The sequence below is a fragment of the Limnochorda pilosa genome (genome assembly GCF_001544015.1).
In the GTDB taxonomy this organism is placed as follows: Bacteria; Bacillota; Limnochordia; order Limnochordales; family Limnochordaceae; genus Limnochorda; species Limnochorda pilosa.
Map to the genome: position 1 here is coordinate 2933276 of NZ_AP014924.1, position 18546 is coordinate 2951821.

Sequence of the window (18546 nt, forward strand, 5' to 3'; positions counted from 1 at the left end):
AAGCGGCACCTCCGAGCCGAAACAGAAACAGGCGGCGAACACGCGTTGGCATCTATACGATACCACAGGCTTCCCCGTCTGTCAAATGGGCTCCTCCGTTCTCCCCATCACACCGGCTTCCCCGGGTCCCGGCGAGCGCCCCCGGAGCATGTCGCCCCCAGCCGCCCACCGGCCCCCGCCTGCCCCGCGGCCAGCAGCTCGCCCAGGGTCGACTCGCCCCCGCCGCGGGCCAGGGCCGCGGTGATCTCCCCTTCTCCGAGCAACCCCCGCACCCTGCCGCCGGCCTCCACCACCGCCACCACCCGGTAGGGTCCGGGACCCAGGCTCTGGGCGACGTCGCGCGCCCGGGCCTCCACCGGAGCGGCCACCAACCGAGCCGGCCCTACCGCTGGGCGCCGCGGCCCCTTCAGGCTGCGGCGCAGGACCGCCAGCAATGTCCCTGCCCGCTCGCGGTGCGAGGCCACGGCCAGGAAGGGGCCGAAGAGCACCAGGCTCCCCCATGGGCGGCCCGTGGCCAGCCCAGCGGCGCCCACCACCGCCAGGCCCGCCCCCGCCACCGCGCCCGCCGTGAGAAGGAGGCGCCGGGCCCGGCCGGTCCCCACCCAGCGTTCCAAGACCATCTCCGCCATACGCCCGCCGTCCAGCGGCCCCAGTGGGAGCAGGTTGACCACCAGGATGCCCAGGTTGGCCCGCGCGAGCGTATCGACCCACGCCGGCACCGGCGTCCCCCCCAAGGCGCTTGCCCAGGCCAGGCTCCCCAGGGCCGCCAGAAGGTTGGCGGCGGGGCCCGCTGCCAGCACCAGGACCCGGGCCGGCGCCGCTGCCTCTTCCAGTCCGGGAATGTGGGCCACGCCCCCGAATGGGTAGAGGGTCACCCGGCTGGGCCGCAGGCCGCACCGCACTGCGACCCCCACGTGGGCCAGCTCGTGCAGGAGGACGCTGCCGAAGACCAGCACGAACTCGAGCCCCCGATCCGCGAGCCAGGCCACGAGCGCGAGCAGGATGAAGGCGGGGTGCAGCGTGGGCCGGGGCCAGGCCGCTCCTGGCATGCGCTCCGCCACGTGCAGCCCCCCTCCCGATCAAACCTATGGAGAGGGACGGGTTGTGTTGAAGGAAGGCCCGAGCCGGCAGCCCGCCCGGAGGCTCCCATGGGGCCGGACCCGAGAGTCAGGGCTCAGGAGCTTTCTGGGCCCGGCCGCGTGTCGGTGGCTACTCGTCGAAGAGGAGCTTCTTCCGCCGCAGCGCCACGTTGAGGGCGAGCCCCAGCGCGCCGAAGCTGGTCACCACGTTGCTGCCGCCCGAGCTCACGAAGGGCAGGGGGAGGCCGGTGACGGGCAGGAGCCCCACGGCCATGCCCACGTTCACCGTGGTGTGGAAGAAGATGAGGCCGAAGGCGCCCAGGGCCAGGAGCCTGCCCTCCCGGTCCTTGGCCTGGTCGGCGATGATGAGGATCCGCCAGAGTAACACGAAGTAGAGGAAGAGCACCAGGCTCGCGCCGAGGAACCCCCACTCCTCGCCCACCACCGAGAAGACGAAGTCCGTGTGCCTCGAAGGAAGGAAGGCCAGCTGCGTCTGCGAGCCGCCCAGCAGGCCCTTGCCGAAGAACTGCCCCGAGCCGATGGCGATCATGGACTGGATCACGTTCCACCCGGCGCCATACCGATGGGCGGCGGGGTCCAGGAAGACCACGAGCCGTTGGATCTGATAGTCCTTCAGGATCTCCACCCAGCCCAGCCGGCTCACCACCGCCGCGCCCAGCACGGCCGCCACGCCGAGCCCTGCCAGCACCCCGAGCCGCCACGCAGGCACCCCGGCCCCGTAGAGCATCACGAAGAGGATCCCGATGAAGGCCAGCGACGTCCCCAGGTCCGGCTCCAGGAGGACCAGGAGGACCGGGATCCCCATCAGCGCCAGAGGCGCGGCCAGAGGGAGGAAGCCGTTCCACTCCTCCCGCCGGGACAGGAGCCACGCCAGCGCCGCGATGCTCGCGACCTTGGCCAGCTCCGAAGGCTGGACGTTGATCGGGCCGAGGACGAGCCAGCGACGGGCACCTGCGATGACAGGGCCCACGAGCAAGACGGCCATGAGCAAGAGGACGGAGCCCGCCAGCAGCGCCGGTCCCCAGGCGACGACGACCCGGTAGTCCCAGAGCGCGGCGGCCACCAGGACGACCAGCCCTACCCCCAGCCACAGGGCCTGCCGCGTCACGTAGTAGTAGGGGCCCGGACCGCCCGGCAGGTTGCGCGTGGCACTGTAGACCGCCACCAAGCCCAGGCAGGACAGGAGGGCCGCCACCAGGAGGAGGGGCCAGTCGGTGTACTTGAGGAAGCGTCGTTCGAGCACCCCTCCCACCTCCCGCCCCAGCTCAGCGGGGCGGCGCCGCCGCGCCGCGTCGGACCTGCCGCACGGGAACACTGGCCACCAGCATGGCCTGCTCCCGCTCCTGGTCCAGATCCACCTGGACGCCCTCCGCGTCGATCTCCATGTACTTGGAGATCACCTGAACCATCTCGTCCTTGATGAGGCTCATCATCTCCGGTGACAGGCTCTTCCGATCGTACATGAGCACGAGGCGGAGACGGTCCTTGGCTGCGTCCTTGCTACCGCCCGCGCGGCCGCCCCACCTGCGGAAATCGAACATGCATCGAAGCCTCCCTCAAGGGTTCAACCGCTCACCGGCCGACGTCCCATGGCCATCCAGTTGCGCAGCCGTTCCAGGAGGTTCCCCTGTCCCTCCAGGGCCACGATGGGGACCTCCCTACCCAGGAAGCGGTCCACCAGGTTCCGGTACGCCTCGGCCGAGCGCCCCTTGGGCTGCATCACCACCGGCTCGCCCCGGTTGGTGGCCACGATGACCGCCTCGTCGTCGGGGATGACCCCCAGGAGCTCGATGGCCAGGATCTCCATGATGTCGTCGATGTCCATCATGTCCCCGCGGCGGACCATGTCCGTCCGGATCCGGTTGATGATGAGGCGGGGGTTGCGCAGCTCCCGCGACTCGAGCATGCCGATGATGCGGTCGGCATCGCGCACTGCCGCGACCTCGGGCGTGGTCACCACCAGCGCCTCATCGGCCCCGGCCACGGCGTTTCTGAACCCGTGTTCGATGCCTGCGGGCGAGTCGACGAGGACGTAGTCGAACTCCTCGGCCAGGGCGGCCGTCAGGTCCTTCATCTGCTCCGGGCTGACGGCATCCTTCTCCCGGGTCTGCGCCGCCGGAAGCAGGTACAGGTTGTCCACCCGCTTGTCGTGGATGAGCGCTTGGCGCAGCCGGGCACGTCCTTCCACCACGTCCACCAGATCGTAGACGATCCGGTTCTCCAGCCCCATCACCACATCCAGGTTCCGGAGACCGATATCGGCATCGATCAAGCAAGCGCGCAGGCCCTCGAGTGCGATGCCCGTCCCGAGGTTGGCGGTCGTGGTCGTCTTGCCCACGCCGCCCTTCCCGCTGGTTATGACCACCACCCGACCAGGCATGGTCTCACCCTCCTCCTTGGGCCCCTGGCTCGTACGCCTCCACCTGAATCCACTCACCGACGATCCGGGCCACCTCCGGCCCCCCGGGGCCATGCTCGTCGTCGGGTGGGCGGGCGATCCGGTCGGCGATGCGGAGTTGCGTGGGTTCCAGCCGGAGCGCCCAGACCTGCGCCTTCTGGTTGCCCCCGGCCCCGGCATGCACCACGCCCCGCAGGTGGCCGAGAACGATCACGTCGCCCGTGGAACGCACCACGGCGCCAGGGTTCAGATCGCCCAGCACCACCACGTTGCCGTCGAACTCCACGGCCCGGCCGGAACGGAGGGGACCCCGTACCAGCAGGGTCGGCTCCGCTTCGGCCTGCGCCGGCGCCCGCCGCGCGGGCAGCGCGGCCACGGCCCGCGAGCCCTGCGCCCGGCCTCGCTGGGACGACACCTCACCGACGTCCATGCCGAACTCGGACGCGGCCTCCTCCACCAGACGGCGCTCGAGGGGGCTGAGCTCCCGGCTGCCGGTCTCGATCCAGACCCGCCCGCCCTCGAAGAACCGCTGGTAGAGACCAAGGCGCCTCCTCAGCTCGGCCAGGGCTTCAGAGAAGTCGACCGTCTCGTCGAAGAGGATGTAGACCCCGTCTTTGCCGCCTTTGAAGCGCACGGCCTGGCTCCCCGCCTGTGCCGTCTCCCTTCACCTCGCCCGCGCCCGTCCCCGTCGCGTCACGACGCTCGTCCAGCATTCGGCGCCCTCGCTGCCAGATCCTTCCCTGCCGCTAGCGACCGGTCTCCGGCCCGAGCCCGAAGTACGCCTCAAGAATCTGCCGGCCCACGGGGGCCGCAGTCGAGCCGCCCCCGCCCGCGTGCTCGATGAAGACCACCACCACCACCTCCGGGCGCTCCACGGGGGCAAACCCCGCGAACCATCCGTGCACCGCCTTGCCGGTCACCTCCACCGAACCGGTCTTCCCCGCCACGGAGACCTCCCGTGGGAAACCGGCAAAGGCAGTCCGGGCGGTCCCCTTCCGATCGCGGACGACCCCTTCCATCCCCTGGACGATCGCCTGCCACCAGGCCGCCGGGGCCTCCACCCGCCCGGCCGGCTCGGGCCGGAAGGGACGGACCATGTCGCCTCCGGGTCCATGGATCTCCCGAACCATCTGAGGGCGGTAGTAGGTGCCCCGGTTCGCCACCGCGGAGAAGGCCTGGGCCATCTGGAGCACCGTGACCTCGAGGGCTCCCTGCCCGATGGCCACGTCCATGGTCTCGCTCTCGAACCACCGCCGGTCCTGCGGGGGGCTGGTGGCGTAGCGGCGCGCCTTCCAGGCCGGGTCGGGCACGGTCCCGGCCCGCTCCTCCGGCGCCAGGTCGATCCCCGTGGGCTTTCCGAACCCGAAGGCCCGCGCCTCGCGGGCGATGGCCTCGACCCCCGCCCGGACGCCCATCTCCCAGAAGTAGTCGTTGATGGACTGGGTGATGGCCTCGCTGAGGGTAATGGTTCCCGGCGACGGCAGCCCCAGGGGCACCCACCAGTCCGTCTTCACCAGGCCGCCGGTACGGGCGAACCCGTCCGCGTGAAAGGGGGTGCGAGGAGTGGCCGCGCCCGAGCGAAGGATGGCCAGGGCGGTGACGGGCTTGAAGGCCGATCCCGGCGGGTACTTGGCAAAGGTGGCCCGGTTGAGCAGCGGCAAGCGCGGGTCCCGCTCCAGGGAGGCGTAGTACTCGGCCCGGCCGCTTCCGCTCATGCGCTCGGAATCGAAGCCGGGAACGCTGGCCATGGCCAGGACCTCTCCCGTGCGGGGATCCATGACCACCGCCGCCCCGCCCCGGGCATCGGGGTACTTGCCCGTGGCCCGAAGGTCGTCCACCTTCTGGGTCAGGGCTCCCTCCACCGCCGCCTGGAGCCTGGCGTCCAGGGCGAGCACCAGGTCGTGCCCGGGCACAGGCGGCTCCCTTCCCAGGACCTGAACAGGCCGGCCCAGCGCGTTCACTTCCAGCTCCTGGCGGCCCTCCTTGCCGCGCAGGAACCGCTCGTAGGTCGCCTCGAGCCCCGTGCGCCCCACCAGGTCGGTGCCGCGGTAGCTAGGATCCTGCCGGAGCTGCTCGACGGTCACCGGGGCCAGGTAGCCCAGCACGTGGCCCGCCAGGACGCCCGCCGGCTCGGGATAGGACCGGGTCGGTTCCTGCTCCACCACCACCCCGGGCAGCTCGTCCCTCTGCTCCTCCAGGGCGATCACCGCCGCCTGGGGCAGGTCGCGCCGGATCCGTACCGGCTCGTAGGCGTATCCCCGGCCACCTTCTTCCAGGGCGTCCAGGATCTCCTCGGGGGTCATGTCGATGATGGCGCCCAGCCGCTGGAGCAGATCCTCATCCGAGGAATCGAAGCGGCCCGGCAGGAGGGAGGCGGTGAAGCTGTTGCGGATGGTGGCCAGGGGCAGGCCGTGCCGGTCGAGGATCTCGCCGCGGGGCGCCGGGACGGGGAGGAGGCGGAGCCGGTTGCTGACCGCGAGGTCCTGGTACCACGGCCCCTGAACCACCTGCAGGTGCCAGAGCCGGAGCACCAGCCCGGCGAAGACCACCGCCGCGAGCCAGAAGAGCGTGCGCGCGGGCCTCGGGCGTTCCGGTGGCCTGGGCACGGCGGCATCCTCCTTCCTATCGGCGCCGCGGGAGGCGGCGGCCCCGCGGCGAGGGCCTACTCCTCCCGCGCCAGCCGGGTCTGGCCTTCCAGGACGGGCCCGTGACGGCGGGTCAGCGCCAGGATGCCGGGCAGGATGGGCACCGCAAGCAGGGCACCGTACCAGGCGGTGGCCGCCGCGGCCAGGAGGAACCCCGCGTTCCACGGGCCCGACAGGCCGTAGATCCAGGCACCCAGCACGAAGAGGGCCTGCTCCAGCAGCGTCCCCACCAGCACTGAAAGGATCGGCACCAGGAAGTTCTCGCTGAAGAACCGCTCACCCGCCAGGCCGGCCAGCCCCCCCACCACCGCCCGGCTGAGGGCACCGAGACCCACCAGATACCCGGTGAGGAGGTCCAGCGCCATCCCCCCGGCGAACCCCAACGCGGCTCCGCTGCGCGGCCCCCAGAGCAGCCCGAAGAGCACCACCAGCAGGGTCACCAGGTCCGGGCGGGCCCCGAAGAAGGCGAAGGCAGGGAAGAAGGCTGTCTGGAGCAACAGCCCGGCCAGGAGGATCAGCCCGGCGTAAGCCAAGCCTTTCATGCCACGCCCTCCCCCGAGCGCCTCACCCGCCGCTCCCCGCCTCGGCGCCCGCCCCGGGATCCAGAAGGATCTGTACCACGTTCAGGCGCTGGAAGTCCACGAAAGGCGTCGCGTACCCCGTCTGGCTGAGCCCGTAAGGCTCCGTCTCCACCCGGGTGAGCCGGCCGATGGGAATCCCGGGCGCGTAGATCGAAGAGAGCCCCGAGGTCACCAGCACCTCGCCGGGCTGGAGGTTTGCGTGCGCGTCGATGGGCCGCACCCGGAGCACGTCGTCGAAAGAACCGTTGCCCTCCACCAGCACCAGCTCGCCGCCGGGCTCGGTGCGGGCGCCCACGGCGCTGGCGGTGTGGGTGAGGAGGGTCACGTCGGCAGTGTGGGCCGTGGTGGCCGTCACCTTCCCCACCAGCCCATCGGGGGTGACCACGGGCAGCCCGCGCCGGATCCCGTCGGCGCTTCCCCTGCTGACGCTGATCCGCTTCAGCCACTGGTTGGGGGAGCGAGCGATGACCTCGGCGGCCACCCAGCCCCCGGGTCCCCGCGCTTGCAGCCCCAGCGCGGCGCGGAGGCGCTGGTTCTCCCGCTCAAGCTGGCTGAGCTGGAGCAGGTGGTTCTCCACCTCTTCGAGCTGCTCCCGCAGGCGCTCGTTCTCCTCTTCCAGCGCGCGCCAGCGGCGCAGCCGGTCCCAGGACCGATCCAGCCAGAGGGAGGTGCGGGCCAGCACCGCCTGGACGGGGGCCAGCCCTTCCCGAGCGACCCACTCCAGAGGGCTCACCTGGATCCGGTCGCGCGCGGTCGCGTAGATGGAGGCGCTGAGCGCCAGCAGCACCAGGATCAACGCAGCCGCCCGCCAGCTGAAGCGCACGGTACCCCCTCACCTCACGGCCCAGCATTCTCCCGCTCGCCGGCGGATCTCCGCCGGGAAGGGCTCACTTCATGCTTCGGCGCGTCGGGAGTTGACCGTGACCCTGCTCAAGAGGTCGAAGTGCTCCAAGGCGATGCCCGTGCCCACCGCGACCGCGCTCAGGGGATCCTCGGTGAGGTGGACGGGCATCTGGGTCTCCTCCGCGATGAGACGGTCGATCCCCCGCAGCAAGGCCCCGCCGCCCGCCATGACGATGCCCTTCTCCATGATGTCCGCCGAGAGCTCCGGGGGCGTCCGCTCCAGCGTCTGGCGCACCGCCTCCACGATCGCGGCCACCGGCTCCGACATCGCCTCCCGGATCTCCTGGGAGGTGAGGGTGATGGTCTTGGGCAGCCCGCTTACCAGATCCCGACCCCGCACCTCCATGGTGAGCTCCTCATCCGGCGGATAGGCGGTGCCGATGGCCTTCTTCACTTCCTCGGCCGTCCGCTCCCCCAGGAGGAGGTTGTAGGTTCGGCGCACGTGCTGGATGATGGCCTCGTCCATCTCGTCCCCCGCCACCCGGATGGAGCGGTGCGCGACGATGCCGCCCAGGGAGATCACCGCCACCTCGGTGGTGCCGCCGCCGATGTCGACGATCATGTTCCCCGTCGGCTCCTGAACCGGCAGGCCCGACCCGATGGCCGCCGCCATGGGCTCCTCCATCACCCGGGCGTCCCGTGCGCCGGCCGAAAGGGTGGCGTCGATCACCGCCCGCTTCTCCACCTCGGTGACGCCCGACGGAACGCCCACCACCACCCGCGGGCGGAAGAGGCCGTTGGCCCCCTGCATCGCCCGCCGGATGAAGTGGCGAAGCATCTTCTCCGTGGTCTCGAAGTCTGCGATGACGCCGTCCTTCAGGGGTCGGACCGCAACGATGTTGCCCGGGGTGCGGCCGACCATCCGCTTGGCCTCCTCACCCACGGCCAGGACGTTGCGGGTCACGGTATCCATGGCCACCACCGAAGGCTCCTGCACCACGATGCCGCGGTGCTTGATGTAGACCAGGGTGTTGGCCGTCCCCAGGTCCACCCCCATGTCTCTGCTCCTGCCCAACATCTGCCGACCCCTTCCCTCTACCGATCGAGGAGCCCTCTCGCCCGAAAGCTCACGTAGCCTTCCTGGGCCACGACGATGTGGTCGGCCACGTCGATCCCCAGGATCTCGCCCGCACGGCAGAGCCGCCGGGTGATCCCCAGGTCCGGGTCACTGGGCTCCGGATCGCCGCTAGGGTGGTTGTGGGCCAGGATCACCGCCGCGGCGCTCCGCTTGATCGCTTCCTTGAAAACCTCCCGTGGGTGAACCGGCGCCGAGTCCAGGCCACCCAGGGCCACCACGTGCTGGTGCATCAGACGGTTGCGGGCGTCCAGCAGCAACACCCGGAACTGCTCCCGGTCCAGGTGGGCCATCTGCGCCCGCAGGAAGGCGGCCACTGCTTCGGGGCGGGCCAGGATGATCCTTTCGGGGACCGCCCCCGACCACCGTCGGCCCAGCTCCAGGGCCGCCCGTACCTGAGCCGCCTTCGCGAGGCCCACCCCGGGAATGCGGTTCAGCTCCTCCACGCTCGCCTCGGCGAGCGGCCGGCCCGCACCGTACTCGGCCAGGATGCGGCGTGCCAGGTCCAGCGCTGATTCGGTCTGGCTCCCCGTCCCCAGGAGGATGGCCAGCAGTTCCTGGTCCGTCAGGGCCTCGGGGCCCAGCAGCCGGAGCCGTTCCCGCGGCCGAAGGCTCTCGGGCAGCTCCCGTATGCTCATCCGGTGTCTCATCGCAGGCAAGAGGCGGTTCCTCCTCCACCTCTCCCCCTGCGTTCCACGCCCCGTCCCTACGGCCAGGTCACCCCGAAACGCCGGAGCTCCTCGACCAGCCGGGCCAAAGGCAGGCCCATGACGCTGAAGAAGCACCCCTCAACCCGGCTGACGAAGGTGGCCGCCTGGTCCTGGATCCCGTAGGCGCCCGCCTTGTCCATGGGCGAGCCGGTGGCGACGTACGCCACGATCTCCCGGTCGTCCAGCGGCCGGAAGCGGACCCGGGTGCTCTCGTGGGCCGCCTGGCTGCGTCCGCCCGGCCCTACCAGCGCGAGCCCCGTGTGCACCGAGTGCTCCCGCCCGCTCAGGAGCCGCAACATGGTGGCCGCTTCGGCCTCGTCGCGGGGCTTGCCCAGGACGCGACCGTCCACCTCCACCAGGGTGTCGGCACCGATCACCACCGCCTCCGGACGGGCGCGGTGCACCGCCTGCGCCTTCACCAGCGCCAGGCGTTCCACCCGCACCTCCGGGGGATCCCCGGGCGAGACGTCGTCCTCCGCTACGTTCGCCGGCGCCACCTCGAAGGGGATGCCGAGTTTCTCCAGCAGCACCTTCCGGCGCGGCGACGCGGAGGCCAGAACCAGACGGGGCCGCTCGACCTGGAGAGGGCCATCCTTGCCGGTTGCCAGGGCTTCATATTCCACCATGTCGCGTTGAACTCCTTGTCTCTCCGTGATGACCACGAAAAGGGCCGGGCATACATGCCCAGCCCTACCGCACGCGTTCTCACCGTTCCGGCGGGCGCGCCTTCAGCGGCCGGCTGTGCCCGAGCGGGCCTCCTGGCCCTGCATCTCCGTCACCAGCTTCCGGGCCAGGTCCTCGAAGACCTCCCCGATGACCGGGTCGGTGAGGGCGGCAGGCTTGCCGGCATCCCCGCCCTGGCGGATCGAGAGCGTCATGGGGATCTGGGCCAGGAGCGGCACCGCGAGCTGCTTGGCCAGGAACTCGCCGCCGCCCTCGCCGAAGAAGGCGGTCGCCTCGCCGCAGTGCGGGCAGATGAAAGTGGACATGTTCTCCACGATGCCCACCAGTCGCTGCTCCGACTTGCGCGCCATGTGGGCCGCCCGGCTGGCGACGCCCGAAGCCACCGTCTGGGGGGTGGTGACGATGACCAGGCCCGCCTTGGGCATGAGCCGGGCCACGTCCAGGGCCATGTCGCCCGTTCCGGGGGGCAAGTCCACCAGCAGGTAATCCGGCTCGCCCCAGAGAACGTCGCCCACGAACTGGTTCAGGATCTTGCCCAGCATGGGCCCCCGCCAGATGACGGGCGTGCCCTCCTCCACGAAGTTCCCCATGGAGATCACCTTCACGTCGTGGGCCACCATGGGGAGGATCTTGTTGTCGATGGCGGTGGGCTGGCGGCCCGAGAGGAGGAACATCCGCGGGATGCTGAAGCCGTAGATGTCGGCGTCGAGCAACCCCACCTCGTAGCCCATGCGGGCCAGGGTGACCGCCAGGTTGGCGGTGACCGTGGACTTGCCGACCCCACCCTTGCCGCTGGCCACGGCGATGATCTGGGTCCGCGACTCGGGAGCCAGGATGGGCGCTTTCTGAACGGTGCCGTTGAAGAGGTTCGCCCTCTCCTGGGGATCCATCTCCGAAAGCTGCACCACCACCTGCCCCACGCCCGGCATCCCCGCCAGGCGTTCCTTCACCATGCCCTCGATCTGGCCCTGCAGCGGGCAGCTCTTGGTGGTGAGCTTCACCTTCACCGTCACCCGATCGCCGTCGGCCTCCACGCCCTCCACCATGTGAAGGTCTTCCAGGGTCCTCCGCAGCTCCGGGTCCCGGAGCCCCCCGACCGCCTTCCGTACCGCCTCGAGATCGACCACATCAAACCCTCCCGTCCAGCCGGCGCCACGCCTCTCCTCGCCCATTCTAACCGCGTCGCTCGGAATTGCCAAGGACGGGCGCGCGGGGCCGGGGGTCCTCCCGGGCGGACTTGGCTGTCCGGAGCGGCGGGACCCGGGCGTGGTGCGCGCCATAGACGGGTCAGTGCAGGAGGTCTTGCGCCACCTGGCGCCAATCCAGACCTTCTCGGGAGCAGCCAAAGACCTCAGGGTGGAGGATCTGGGCCAGGATCTCGACCCCGTCGACGACCCGGGGGCCCGGCCGGCTGAAGTAGGCGCTGGCGTCGACGGCGTAGACCTGCCCCGCCTGCACAGCCGGCAGGCCGCGCCACCACGCGGGCCACTGAATTCGGCTGGCCTCACGCAGGGTACCCTCCAGATCGAACCCGCAGGGAGCCAGGATCACAACGTCGGGCCTCGCCTCGGCCACGTCGCTCCAGTGGATCCGTTTCGAGGGACCGGTCGCCGCTCCCAAGACCTCCTGCCCGCCCGCGGCTTCGACCATCTCAGGGACCCAGTGGCCCGCGGCCCACGGCGGATCCAGCCATTCCATGCAGTAGACGCGAGGGCGGCCCCGCTCAGCGTCCTGCACCCGGGTGCGCACGGTCTCAAGCCGCTGATCGAGCGCCTGGCGCACCTGCTTCGCCTCATCCACCCGGTCCGTCTCCCGGCCCAGGATACCCAGCTGCGCCAGGACGTCCGCCAGACTCATGGGCTCCAGCGAGATCACCCGCCTGGGGCCCCGGAGGATCCTGGCGGCCTCCAGCACCTCGTCGTAGTTCACGGCGCAGACGTCGCAGAGCTCCTGTGTGACGATGAGGTCAGGTGCGAGCTGCTCGAGACGCTCGATGTCCAACCGGTAGAGGGAGCGGTGCTCGTGGATCGAGGCGCGCACCAGGCTTTCGATCTCGGCGCCGGTGGCACCCGCCGGGATCAGGCTCCGCGTCACAGCGGGAAGGTCGCGGACCTCGGGCGGGTGGTCGCATTCGTGCGTCACGCCCACCAGCGAGTGCTGTAGGCCCAGGGCGCAGAGGAGTTCCGGCGCGCTGGGAAGGAGCGAGCAAATGCGCATAGCGTTACCTCCCATCTGCGCGACCCGGATTCATCGCCCGTCGAAGACCCAAGGCCCACCGAACCGCCCGGCGGCTCCCTGGGGGCAAGCGTTCAAGGGCCCAGGCTGCGCCCTCGTCCTTGGAGAGGACGCGGCCGGTCTCCAGGTAGGCCAGGGTGCGGCAGGCGTTCATGATGGCGTACTCCGGGTCTTGATCGAACCGCTCCAGCGCCCAGTGCAGATCGCTCAGGATGGACACGAGGTAGTCCTTCGGAGGCACCAACGGAAAGACACTGGCCGGTGGAGGACCATACAGAGCCGCCCCGCGGGCGCGCGCCACCGTGATGTGGGCTGCGAGGTCCGGATCGACGTGAACCTCGTCGTTCCACTGCCGCCAACTCCCGTCCCCAATTTCGGCGGTGAGCCGTTCCCGCCAGGACTCACTGAAGTGAAACAGGTACGGGGCCGGGTGACGCCACGGGTCGAGGTCTTCGGCGGCAAGGAGATGGAATTCGACCACGCAGGGTGAACCCGACAGCCGGAGGAGCAGCGCCGCCAAACGGCGCTTCTCGATGGGCTCCACAGGTAGCCGGCTGATCCCGATCAGGTCGACGTCACTCCGAGCCGGCCTGAAACCCCCCGTGGCCAGCGACCCATGGAGGTAGATGCCCAGCAGCCGGTTTCCCAGGATCCGGAGCAGCTCCTCGACCAACCGGTGCACCTGCACGTACACCGGTTGAGGAACGTCGGGCCAACGAACGGGCTCACGCCCTTGCTCTGATTCCATGTCCCACTCAGAACGCACCATAGATCACGCTCCGCGAGCGTTCGTGATCGTGGACCCCAGCAACCGCACGGGGTGGAACGACCATGGGGGTGAGCGCCAGGTCGTCCCGAACCTTCACGGCCATCATCCATCGTGAAGACGACCTGTACGTGGCCGAGTGCCCTGAAGATGGGTCCCTTACCGTCACGCCTGTCACACCAGGGAAGCCCGGTGCCTCCTCAGCAGCCAGAGGAAGAAGGGCACGCCCGCCAGGGCGGTGACCACGCCCACCGGCAGCTCCACGGGGCTGAGCAGCATCCGGGCCAAGGTGTCGCTGGCCACCAGGAGGGTGGCTCCCATCAGCCCCGCGACGGGGATCAGGAGCCGGTGGTCCGGTCCCATCACCAGCCGGACCGCGTGGGGCACGATGAGCCCCACGAAGCCGATCACCCCGCTCACCGAGACCGCAGCCGCGGCCATCACCGAGGCGGTGAAGAGCAGCCTTCGCTTCACCCGCTCCGGTTCCACGCCCAGGTGGTAGGCAGCCTCCTCACCCAGGAGGAGCAGGTTCAGCTCGCGGGCGTGCACCATGGCCAGCAGGGCGCCCGCGGCGAAGTAGGGCGTGACCACGGCCACCTCCCGCCAGCTCGCCCCCGAGAGGCTCCCCATGAGCCAGAAGATGGCGGTCTCGGCGCTCTTGCGGTTCAGGGTGAGGACGAGCGAGACCAGGGCCGAGCAGAGGGCCGAGACCGCGACCCCCGCCAGGAGCAGCCCGGTCATGGGAACCTCTTCCCGCACCCGGGCCAGACGGTAGACGAGCGCCACGGTCGTCAAGGCGAAGAGGAGGGCGGCCCCCGGGACCGCCTGGAACCCCAGCCAAGGCGCCCGGCCGGCCAGGGTGAGCGCAAGCACCGCCCCCACCGAGGCTCCACCTGAGACGCCCAGGATGTAGGGGTCGGCCATGGGGTTCCGAAAGAGGCCCTGCAGGGTCGTGCCCGCCACCCCCAACGCCGCCCCGATCAGCGCCCCCAACACCACCCGGGGCAGCCGCACCTGGAAGAAAATGGCCTCGTAGCTCTGGGGCCACGGGGTCTCCACCGGCCCCAGACTCAACCGGGCTCCCACCATCTGGAGCAGGGTCAGGGGTCCGATGCCGGCCGGCCCCAGCGCGGCCGAGACCAGCGCAACCCCCGCCAGGAGGAGGGCGGCCGCAGCCAGGGCGCTCCCAGGCCGAAGGCGGCGGCTCGACCCGGACCCCTGCAACCCGCCCGGGCTTTCCGGGGCCGGCGTGCTCACGCGGTTCCCTCGCCGGGCAGCCCATTCCCCGGCGCCGGCACGCCCGCCGCGCGCAGGGGCAGCAGGTGAACGGCCGGGGCCTCCGCCGCCGGGTGCCGCCCCAGGATCACCCGGGTGCCGTACACCCGCTCCAGCACCGGGGCGGCCAGGACTTGGGAGGGCGGTCCGTCGGCCACCACCTGTCCCCGATCCAGGAGGATCAGCCGCGGCGCGTAGAGACTTGCCAGGTTCAGGTCGTGGAGGACGGCCAGCACCGTCATGCCGCCGGCGTGGCAGAGCCCGGCCAGGAGGTCCAGGACCTCCACCTGGTGGCCGATGTCCAGGTGGCTGGTGGGCTCGTCCAGGAGGAGGAGCGCCGGTTCCTGCGCGAGCGCCCGGGCCAGGATCACCCGCTGGCGCTCACCGCCCGAGAGCTCGCTGAAGGGCCGGTCCGCCAGGACCCGTACCCCCGCCCGCTCCATGGCGCGGCGCACGGCCTCTCGGTCCCCTTCCCGCTCCCGCTGGAAGCGCTTCAGGTGAGGGCTTCGCCCCATGGCCACCACCTCGTCCACCCGGAACGTGAAGGGCACCGGCTCTTCCTGGGCCACCACCGCCACCCGCCGCGCCAGCTCGGCGACGGGCCAGACGGCCAGGGGCCGGCCGAAGAGGCGGATCGTGCCCGCGCTGGACCTTACCCTGCCGGTAATCGCCCGCAGCAGGGTGGACTTGCCCGAGCCGTTGGGTCCGATCAGGGCCGCAAGCTCGCCGCGCTGGAGTCCGAGGGAGAGATGCCGCAGGACCGGAGCCGTGCCGTACCCGCCCGTAAGGTCATCGATGGACAGCACCGGCGTATCGGGGAGGGGAGCGCGCACGTCGAGTCCTTCCTTCACGCGCCGCCCTCGAGGGGTACGAAACCCGGCTGCGGGCAGCCGGGTGAAGGAACCAGGGCCCCGTGCGGGGACCCGGCCAGACGGTTCCCTCTCACCGCGGAGGGCAACGCAGTCTCAGCGCGTGGCAGGTCTCCTGGCTCCCGGTTCCTCGCCCGCCCTCACCTTCCCCGGCCTCAGGCCAGGTGGTCTTCCGAAGGGGGCTCACCGGTGACAGTGGCGGGGCCGCTCGGGACTCGCACCCGATTCCCTATTCTCCGCCCTTGTGAGGGGCGGCACCACGCGCCCGCCTGGAATGATCTGCTTCCATCATAGTGCCGGCGGGCTCGGGCGTCAACGGCACCGGCGCCCCCCGTACCAGCGAGGTGAGCACACCCACCATCGCCAGCACCGCCCCGGCCAGGAACGCGTCGCGCACGGCCCAGGCGTAGGCCTGCTGGGCGACCACGCCGGCCGGGCCGGCGAGGTAGGCGGCGCGCCGGGTGGTGAAGATCGCCCCGCTCACCGCGATCCCCAGGACCATGCCCACGTTGCGCATGGTGGCCAGCATGCCGCTCCCCTGGCCCAGCCGCTCTCGGGGCACGCTGCCCATGATGGCGCTGTTGTTGGGCGGCTGGAAGAGGCCCGCGCCCACCCCCACCAAGGCCAGGCGCCAGACGATGGAGGCTGCGCCGCTCTCGGGCACCAGCCGGCTCAGCGTCCATCCCGCCAGGGCCAGCACCGCCATGCCCGCGGCGGCCAGCTCCCGGGTGCCCCAGCGGTCGGACAGCCACCCTGCCAGCGGCGCGAGGGGCAAGAACATCAGGGGGAAGGCGAGCATCAGCAGCCCCGCCTCCTGGGCCGTGCGGCCCTGGACGTCCTGGAGGAAGAACGGCATCAGGAAGGTGACCGAGAACTGGGCCATGAAGTTCAGCAGCGCGCTGGCGCTGGACGAGGCGAAGACCCGGTTGCGGAAGAGGGCGACGTCGACCATCGGGTCCCGCCGGCGGCGCTCCACGGCCACGAAGAGCCCGAGGGAGGCGATCCCCACGAACCCGAGGAGCAGGACGGCCCCGCTCCCCCATCCCCACACCTCGCCCCGGCTCAGAGCCAGGAGGAGCGCTCCCAGCCCGAGCCCCGCCAGCGCCGCGCCCGGCACGTCGAAGGCGCCGGTCCCCGGCCGGGTGGGGAGGCGGGGAATCACCCGTCCGGCCCAGAAGATGCCGGCGGCCCCGATGGGCAGGTTGATGAGGAAGATGGAGCGCCATCCGAAGCGGGTCACCAGGTAGCCGCCGAGAACCGGGCCCAGGGCCAGCCCCGCCGCGACCACCATCCCGTTGAGGCCCAGCGCCCTTCCCCGTTCCTGGCTCGGAAAGGCCGCGGTGATGATGGCAGGTCCGGCGGCCATCATCATGCCGGCCCCCAGCGCCTGCACGGCCCGGGCCCCGATGAGCGCCCCCATGGTGGGCGCCGCGGCGCAGAGGAGCGATCCGAGGCTGAAGACCCCGAAGCCGCTCAGGTAGACGGGGCGGTGGCCGTACAGGTCGCCCAGGCGCCCGTAGGTCAGGAGCAGCGTGCTCACCAGGAGCAGGTAGATCATGGCCACCCACTCGGAGGTGACCAGCGGCACCCCGAAGGCATGGGTGAGCGTGGGCAACGCGATGTTCACCACGCTGCCGTCCAGCGGCGCCATCAGGGTCCCCAGGTTGATCGCAGCCAGGATGCGCCACCGCTCCGGGAGTCCTGCGGGTTGGGTCGCTGTGCTCAACCGGGCTCCGGCCTCCTGGACCTCAGCGGCCGGCCCACGTTTCCAGGGCAGTGCCGGGATAGTAGTGCGACAGGATCTCCTCGTAGCTCCGGCCGGCCTGGGCCAGGCCGTCGGCGCCGTACTGGGACATCCCCACGCCGTGGCCGAACCCCCGGACGACGAAGCGGGCGCCCGTGCCCTCCCAGGTCACGTCGAACCAGGTGGAGGGCAGGTTCAGCGCCTCCCGGACCTCGCGCCCCGTGTAAACCCTGGAGCCGTAGGCGAAGCGGCTCACCCGCCCCGAGGGATGACGCCCCGCGATCTTCAGCGGGGGCGCCTCTCCCCGCCACTCCAGGGGTCCGAGCCGCCCCGCAAGCTGGGCCCGGTCCACGAAGCGCTCGGTGCGGGCAAAGGGTCCCCGGTCCCCATAGGGATCCGGCTGGCTTACCAGGTAGGGGAGCGGCTCCTGCCAGACGTTCTCCGCCGCCTCGGTCTGCCCGCCGCTGGTGCTGTGGAAGGCCGCGAAGATGGGTGCTCCCTGGTACGTGAGGATCAGACCGCGCGTCGCCAGCACGGCCTCGGCCACCTTCCTCCAGGCGAAGGGGTAGCGCCACCAGCCCCAGCGACGCTTGAGAACCTCAGGGGAGCTCCAGGCCTGGTCCCGCGCGGCCTGGTCCGTGATGGTCGCCGTACCGCCCGCCGCCTGCTCCTGCAGGCGACGGACCGCCAGGGTCCGCGAGGCGACCGCCTGGGCCTTGATCGCCTCAGGGTGGAAGGTGACGGGCACCTCGCCCGCCACCGCGCCCGCCACGTAGGCCTCCAGGGGGATCTGCACGACCCGCCCCAGGTCGCTGCGCCAGAGCGCGACCGGGGGCCCGCCCAGCTCGGGCAGGGGCGGCCAGAGCGCAGCAAGGACCGCCAGGCCCAGGCCCAGAACGAGCCCCGCCAGCGCCGCCCAGCCCAAGGCAGGCCGGTACCACCCGCGGGCGATGGTGCGGAGCCGGACGGTGGAGTCGGAGAGGCGCCTCATTGCGAGCTGACGAAGGCCTGGGGATAGCCCGCCTCGCGCAGCGCCTGCAGGCGCTGGTTGGCACCGTCGGCGCTGCGGAACGCCCCCGCCTGCACCCGGTAGGGCGGCCCCGAGGTGATGCTGGCCTCGAAGCCCTTCGACTTCAGCTCCTCGACCAGGACCTGCGCCCGCTCCCGCTCGGAGAAGGAGCCCACCTGCACCCGGTAGAGCCCGCTCCCCGCCGGCGGGGCGGTGGCGGGGCGCGCGGCCTCCGGTCGGGTCTGCCCGGTCCCGCCGGCCCCTGCCTCTGAGGAAGCCGGTACGGGCGTGCTTGCCTGGTCCCGGGTCTCTGCGGGCGCCTCGCTGCCCGCCCCAGGCGACGGCGCCGGGCGGGGGGCGGAGACGGTCGCTTCGCCCGCCGAGGCCGGCGGCATGGTGAGCATGGCGATGGCGTAGTAACCCAGTCCGTAGCCCAGGGCCAGGGCGGCCAGCGCCACGAGCCCAACCTGCACCCGGAAGGGAATGGCCCGGCGCTTGCGCACCGTCCGCCTCGCGGCCCCACGGCTGTCTGCCCTCATGCGCGCTCCCCCC

General features: G+C 71.3%; 18 protein-coding genes, 1 pseudogene and 1 riboswitch. All 19 genes and pseudogenes read right to left on the reverse strand.

All coding sequences use genetic code 11. The features are described from left to right. Positions 1-107: 107 nt before the first annotated feature. Positions 108-1061, reverse strand: coding sequence for a site-2 protease family protein (locus LIP_RS13030; RefSeq protein WP_068139218.1), 954 nt, complete (start codon positions 1059-1061; stop codon positions 108-110). A gap of 148 nt (positions 1062-1209) precedes the next feature. Beyond that, entirely contained in the window at positions 1210-2343 is a 1134-nt protein-coding gene (rodA, locus tag LIP_RS13035) for a rod shape-determining protein RodA (RefSeq protein ID WP_068139221.1), read from the reverse strand. A 22-nt stretch (positions 2344-2365) separates the two neighbouring features. After that, positions 2366-2641, reverse strand: coding sequence for a cell division topological specificity factor MinE (gene minE / locus LIP_RS13040; RefSeq protein WP_068139224.1), 276 nt, complete (start codon positions 2639-2641; stop codon positions 2366-2368). 23 nt (positions 2642-2664) lie between these two features. After that, entirely contained in the window at positions 2665-3480 is an 816-nt protein-coding gene (gene minD, locus LIP_RS13045; protein WP_068139227.1) for a septum site-determining protein MinD, read from the reverse strand. Positions 3481-3484: 4 nt separating this feature from the next. Continuing rightward, positions 3485-4132 carry a septum site-determining protein MinC gene (locus tag LIP_RS13050; RefSeq protein WP_068139232.1) on the reverse strand — a complete coding sequence of 216 codons (648 nt, stop codon included), beginning with the start codon at positions 4130-4132 and terminating at the stop codon, positions 3485-3487. A gap of 112 nt (positions 4133-4244) precedes the next feature. Beyond that, positions 4245-6104: a penicillin-binding protein 2 gene (gene mrdA, locus LIP_RS13055; protein WP_068139235.1), complete on the reverse strand. Its 1860-nt coding sequence runs from the start codon at positions 6102-6104 to the stop codon at positions 4245-4247. A gap of 56 nt (positions 6105-6160) precedes the next feature. Continuing rightward, the gene (mreD, locus tag LIP_RS13060) at positions 6161-6685 is read right to left on the reverse strand and encodes a rod shape-determining protein MreD (protein ID WP_068139237.1); all 525 of its coding nucleotides are present in this window, start codon (positions 6683-6685) and stop codon (positions 6161-6163) included. Between the two features lie 22 nt (positions 6686-6707). Then, positions 6708-7547 (reverse strand): rod shape-determining protein MreC, encoded by an 840-nt coding sequence (gene mreC / locus LIP_RS13065; RefSeq protein ID WP_068139240.1) that lies wholly within the window; start codon positions 7545-7547, stop codon positions 6708-6710. A gap of 69 nt (positions 7548-7616) precedes the next feature. Then, the gene (locus tag LIP_RS13070; RefSeq protein WP_068139243.1) at positions 7617-8645 is read right to left on the reverse strand and encodes a rod shape-determining protein; all 1029 of its coding nucleotides are present in this window, start codon (positions 8643-8645) and stop codon (positions 7617-7619) included. A gap of 17 nt (positions 8646-8662) precedes the next feature. Next, positions 8663-9352 carry a RadC family protein gene (gene radC / locus LIP_RS13075; RefSeq protein ID WP_144440635.1) on the reverse strand — a complete coding sequence of 230 codons (690 nt, stop codon included), beginning with the start codon at positions 9350-9352 and terminating at the stop codon, positions 8663-8665. Positions 9353-9408: 56 nt separating this feature from the next. Beyond that, positions 9409-10038: a Maf family protein gene (locus LIP_RS13080; protein ID WP_068139249.1), complete on the reverse strand. Its 630-nt coding sequence runs from the start codon at positions 10036-10038 to the stop codon at positions 9409-9411. A gap of 102 nt (positions 10039-10140) precedes the next feature. Further along, positions 10141-11223, reverse strand: coding sequence for an Mrp/NBP35 family ATP-binding protein (locus tag LIP_RS13085; protein ID WP_068139251.1), 1083 nt, complete (start codon positions 11221-11223; stop codon positions 10141-10143). Between the two features lie 160 nt (positions 11224-11383). Next, positions 11384-12313, reverse strand: a complete 930-nt coding sequence (locus LIP_RS13090; RefSeq protein WP_068139254.1) for a cobalamin-binding protein — start codon at positions 12311-12313, stop codon at positions 11384-11386. A 4-nt stretch (positions 12314-12317) separates the two neighbouring features. After that, positions 12318-13100: an aminoglycoside adenylyltransferase domain-containing protein gene (locus tag LIP_RS13095; RefSeq protein ID WP_082726313.1), complete on the reverse strand. Its 783-nt coding sequence runs from the start codon at positions 13098-13100 to the stop codon at positions 12318-12320. Between the two features lie 171 nt (positions 13101-13271). Beyond that, a complete protein-coding gene (locus LIP_RS13100; protein ID WP_144440492.1) occupies positions 13272-14354 on the reverse strand; it encodes a FecCD family ABC transporter permease in 1083 nt (360 codons plus the stop codon). Beyond that, positions 14351-15205: a heme ABC transporter ATP-binding protein gene (locus tag LIP_RS13105; RefSeq protein ID WP_198409546.1), complete on the reverse strand. Its 855-nt coding sequence runs from the start codon at positions 15203-15205 to the stop codon at positions 14351-14353. The genes LIP_RS13100 and LIP_RS13105 overlap by 4 nt, the downstream gene beginning before the upstream one ends. Positions 15206-15329: 124 nt before the next feature. After that, positions 15330-15518, reverse strand: a riboswitch (cobalamin riboswitch). Between the two features lie 201 nt (positions 15519-15719). Continuing rightward, positions 15720-16892 (reverse strand): annotated as a pseudogene (locus LIP_RS20620) (MFS transporter); the annotation flags it as partial. Positions 16893-16989: 97 nt separating this feature from the next. After that, a complete protein-coding gene (gene spoIID / locus LIP_RS13115) occupies positions 16990-17976 on the reverse strand; it encodes a stage II sporulation protein D (protein ID WP_068139258.1) in 987 nt (328 codons plus the stop codon). Next, positions 17973-18533: an SPOR domain-containing protein gene (locus LIP_RS18635; RefSeq protein ID WP_144440493.1), complete on the reverse strand. Its 561-nt coding sequence runs from the start codon at positions 18531-18533 to the stop codon at positions 17973-17975. Before LIP_RS18635 ends, spoIID begins: the two co-directional genes overlap by 4 nt. Positions 18534-18546: the final 13 nt, after the last annotated feature.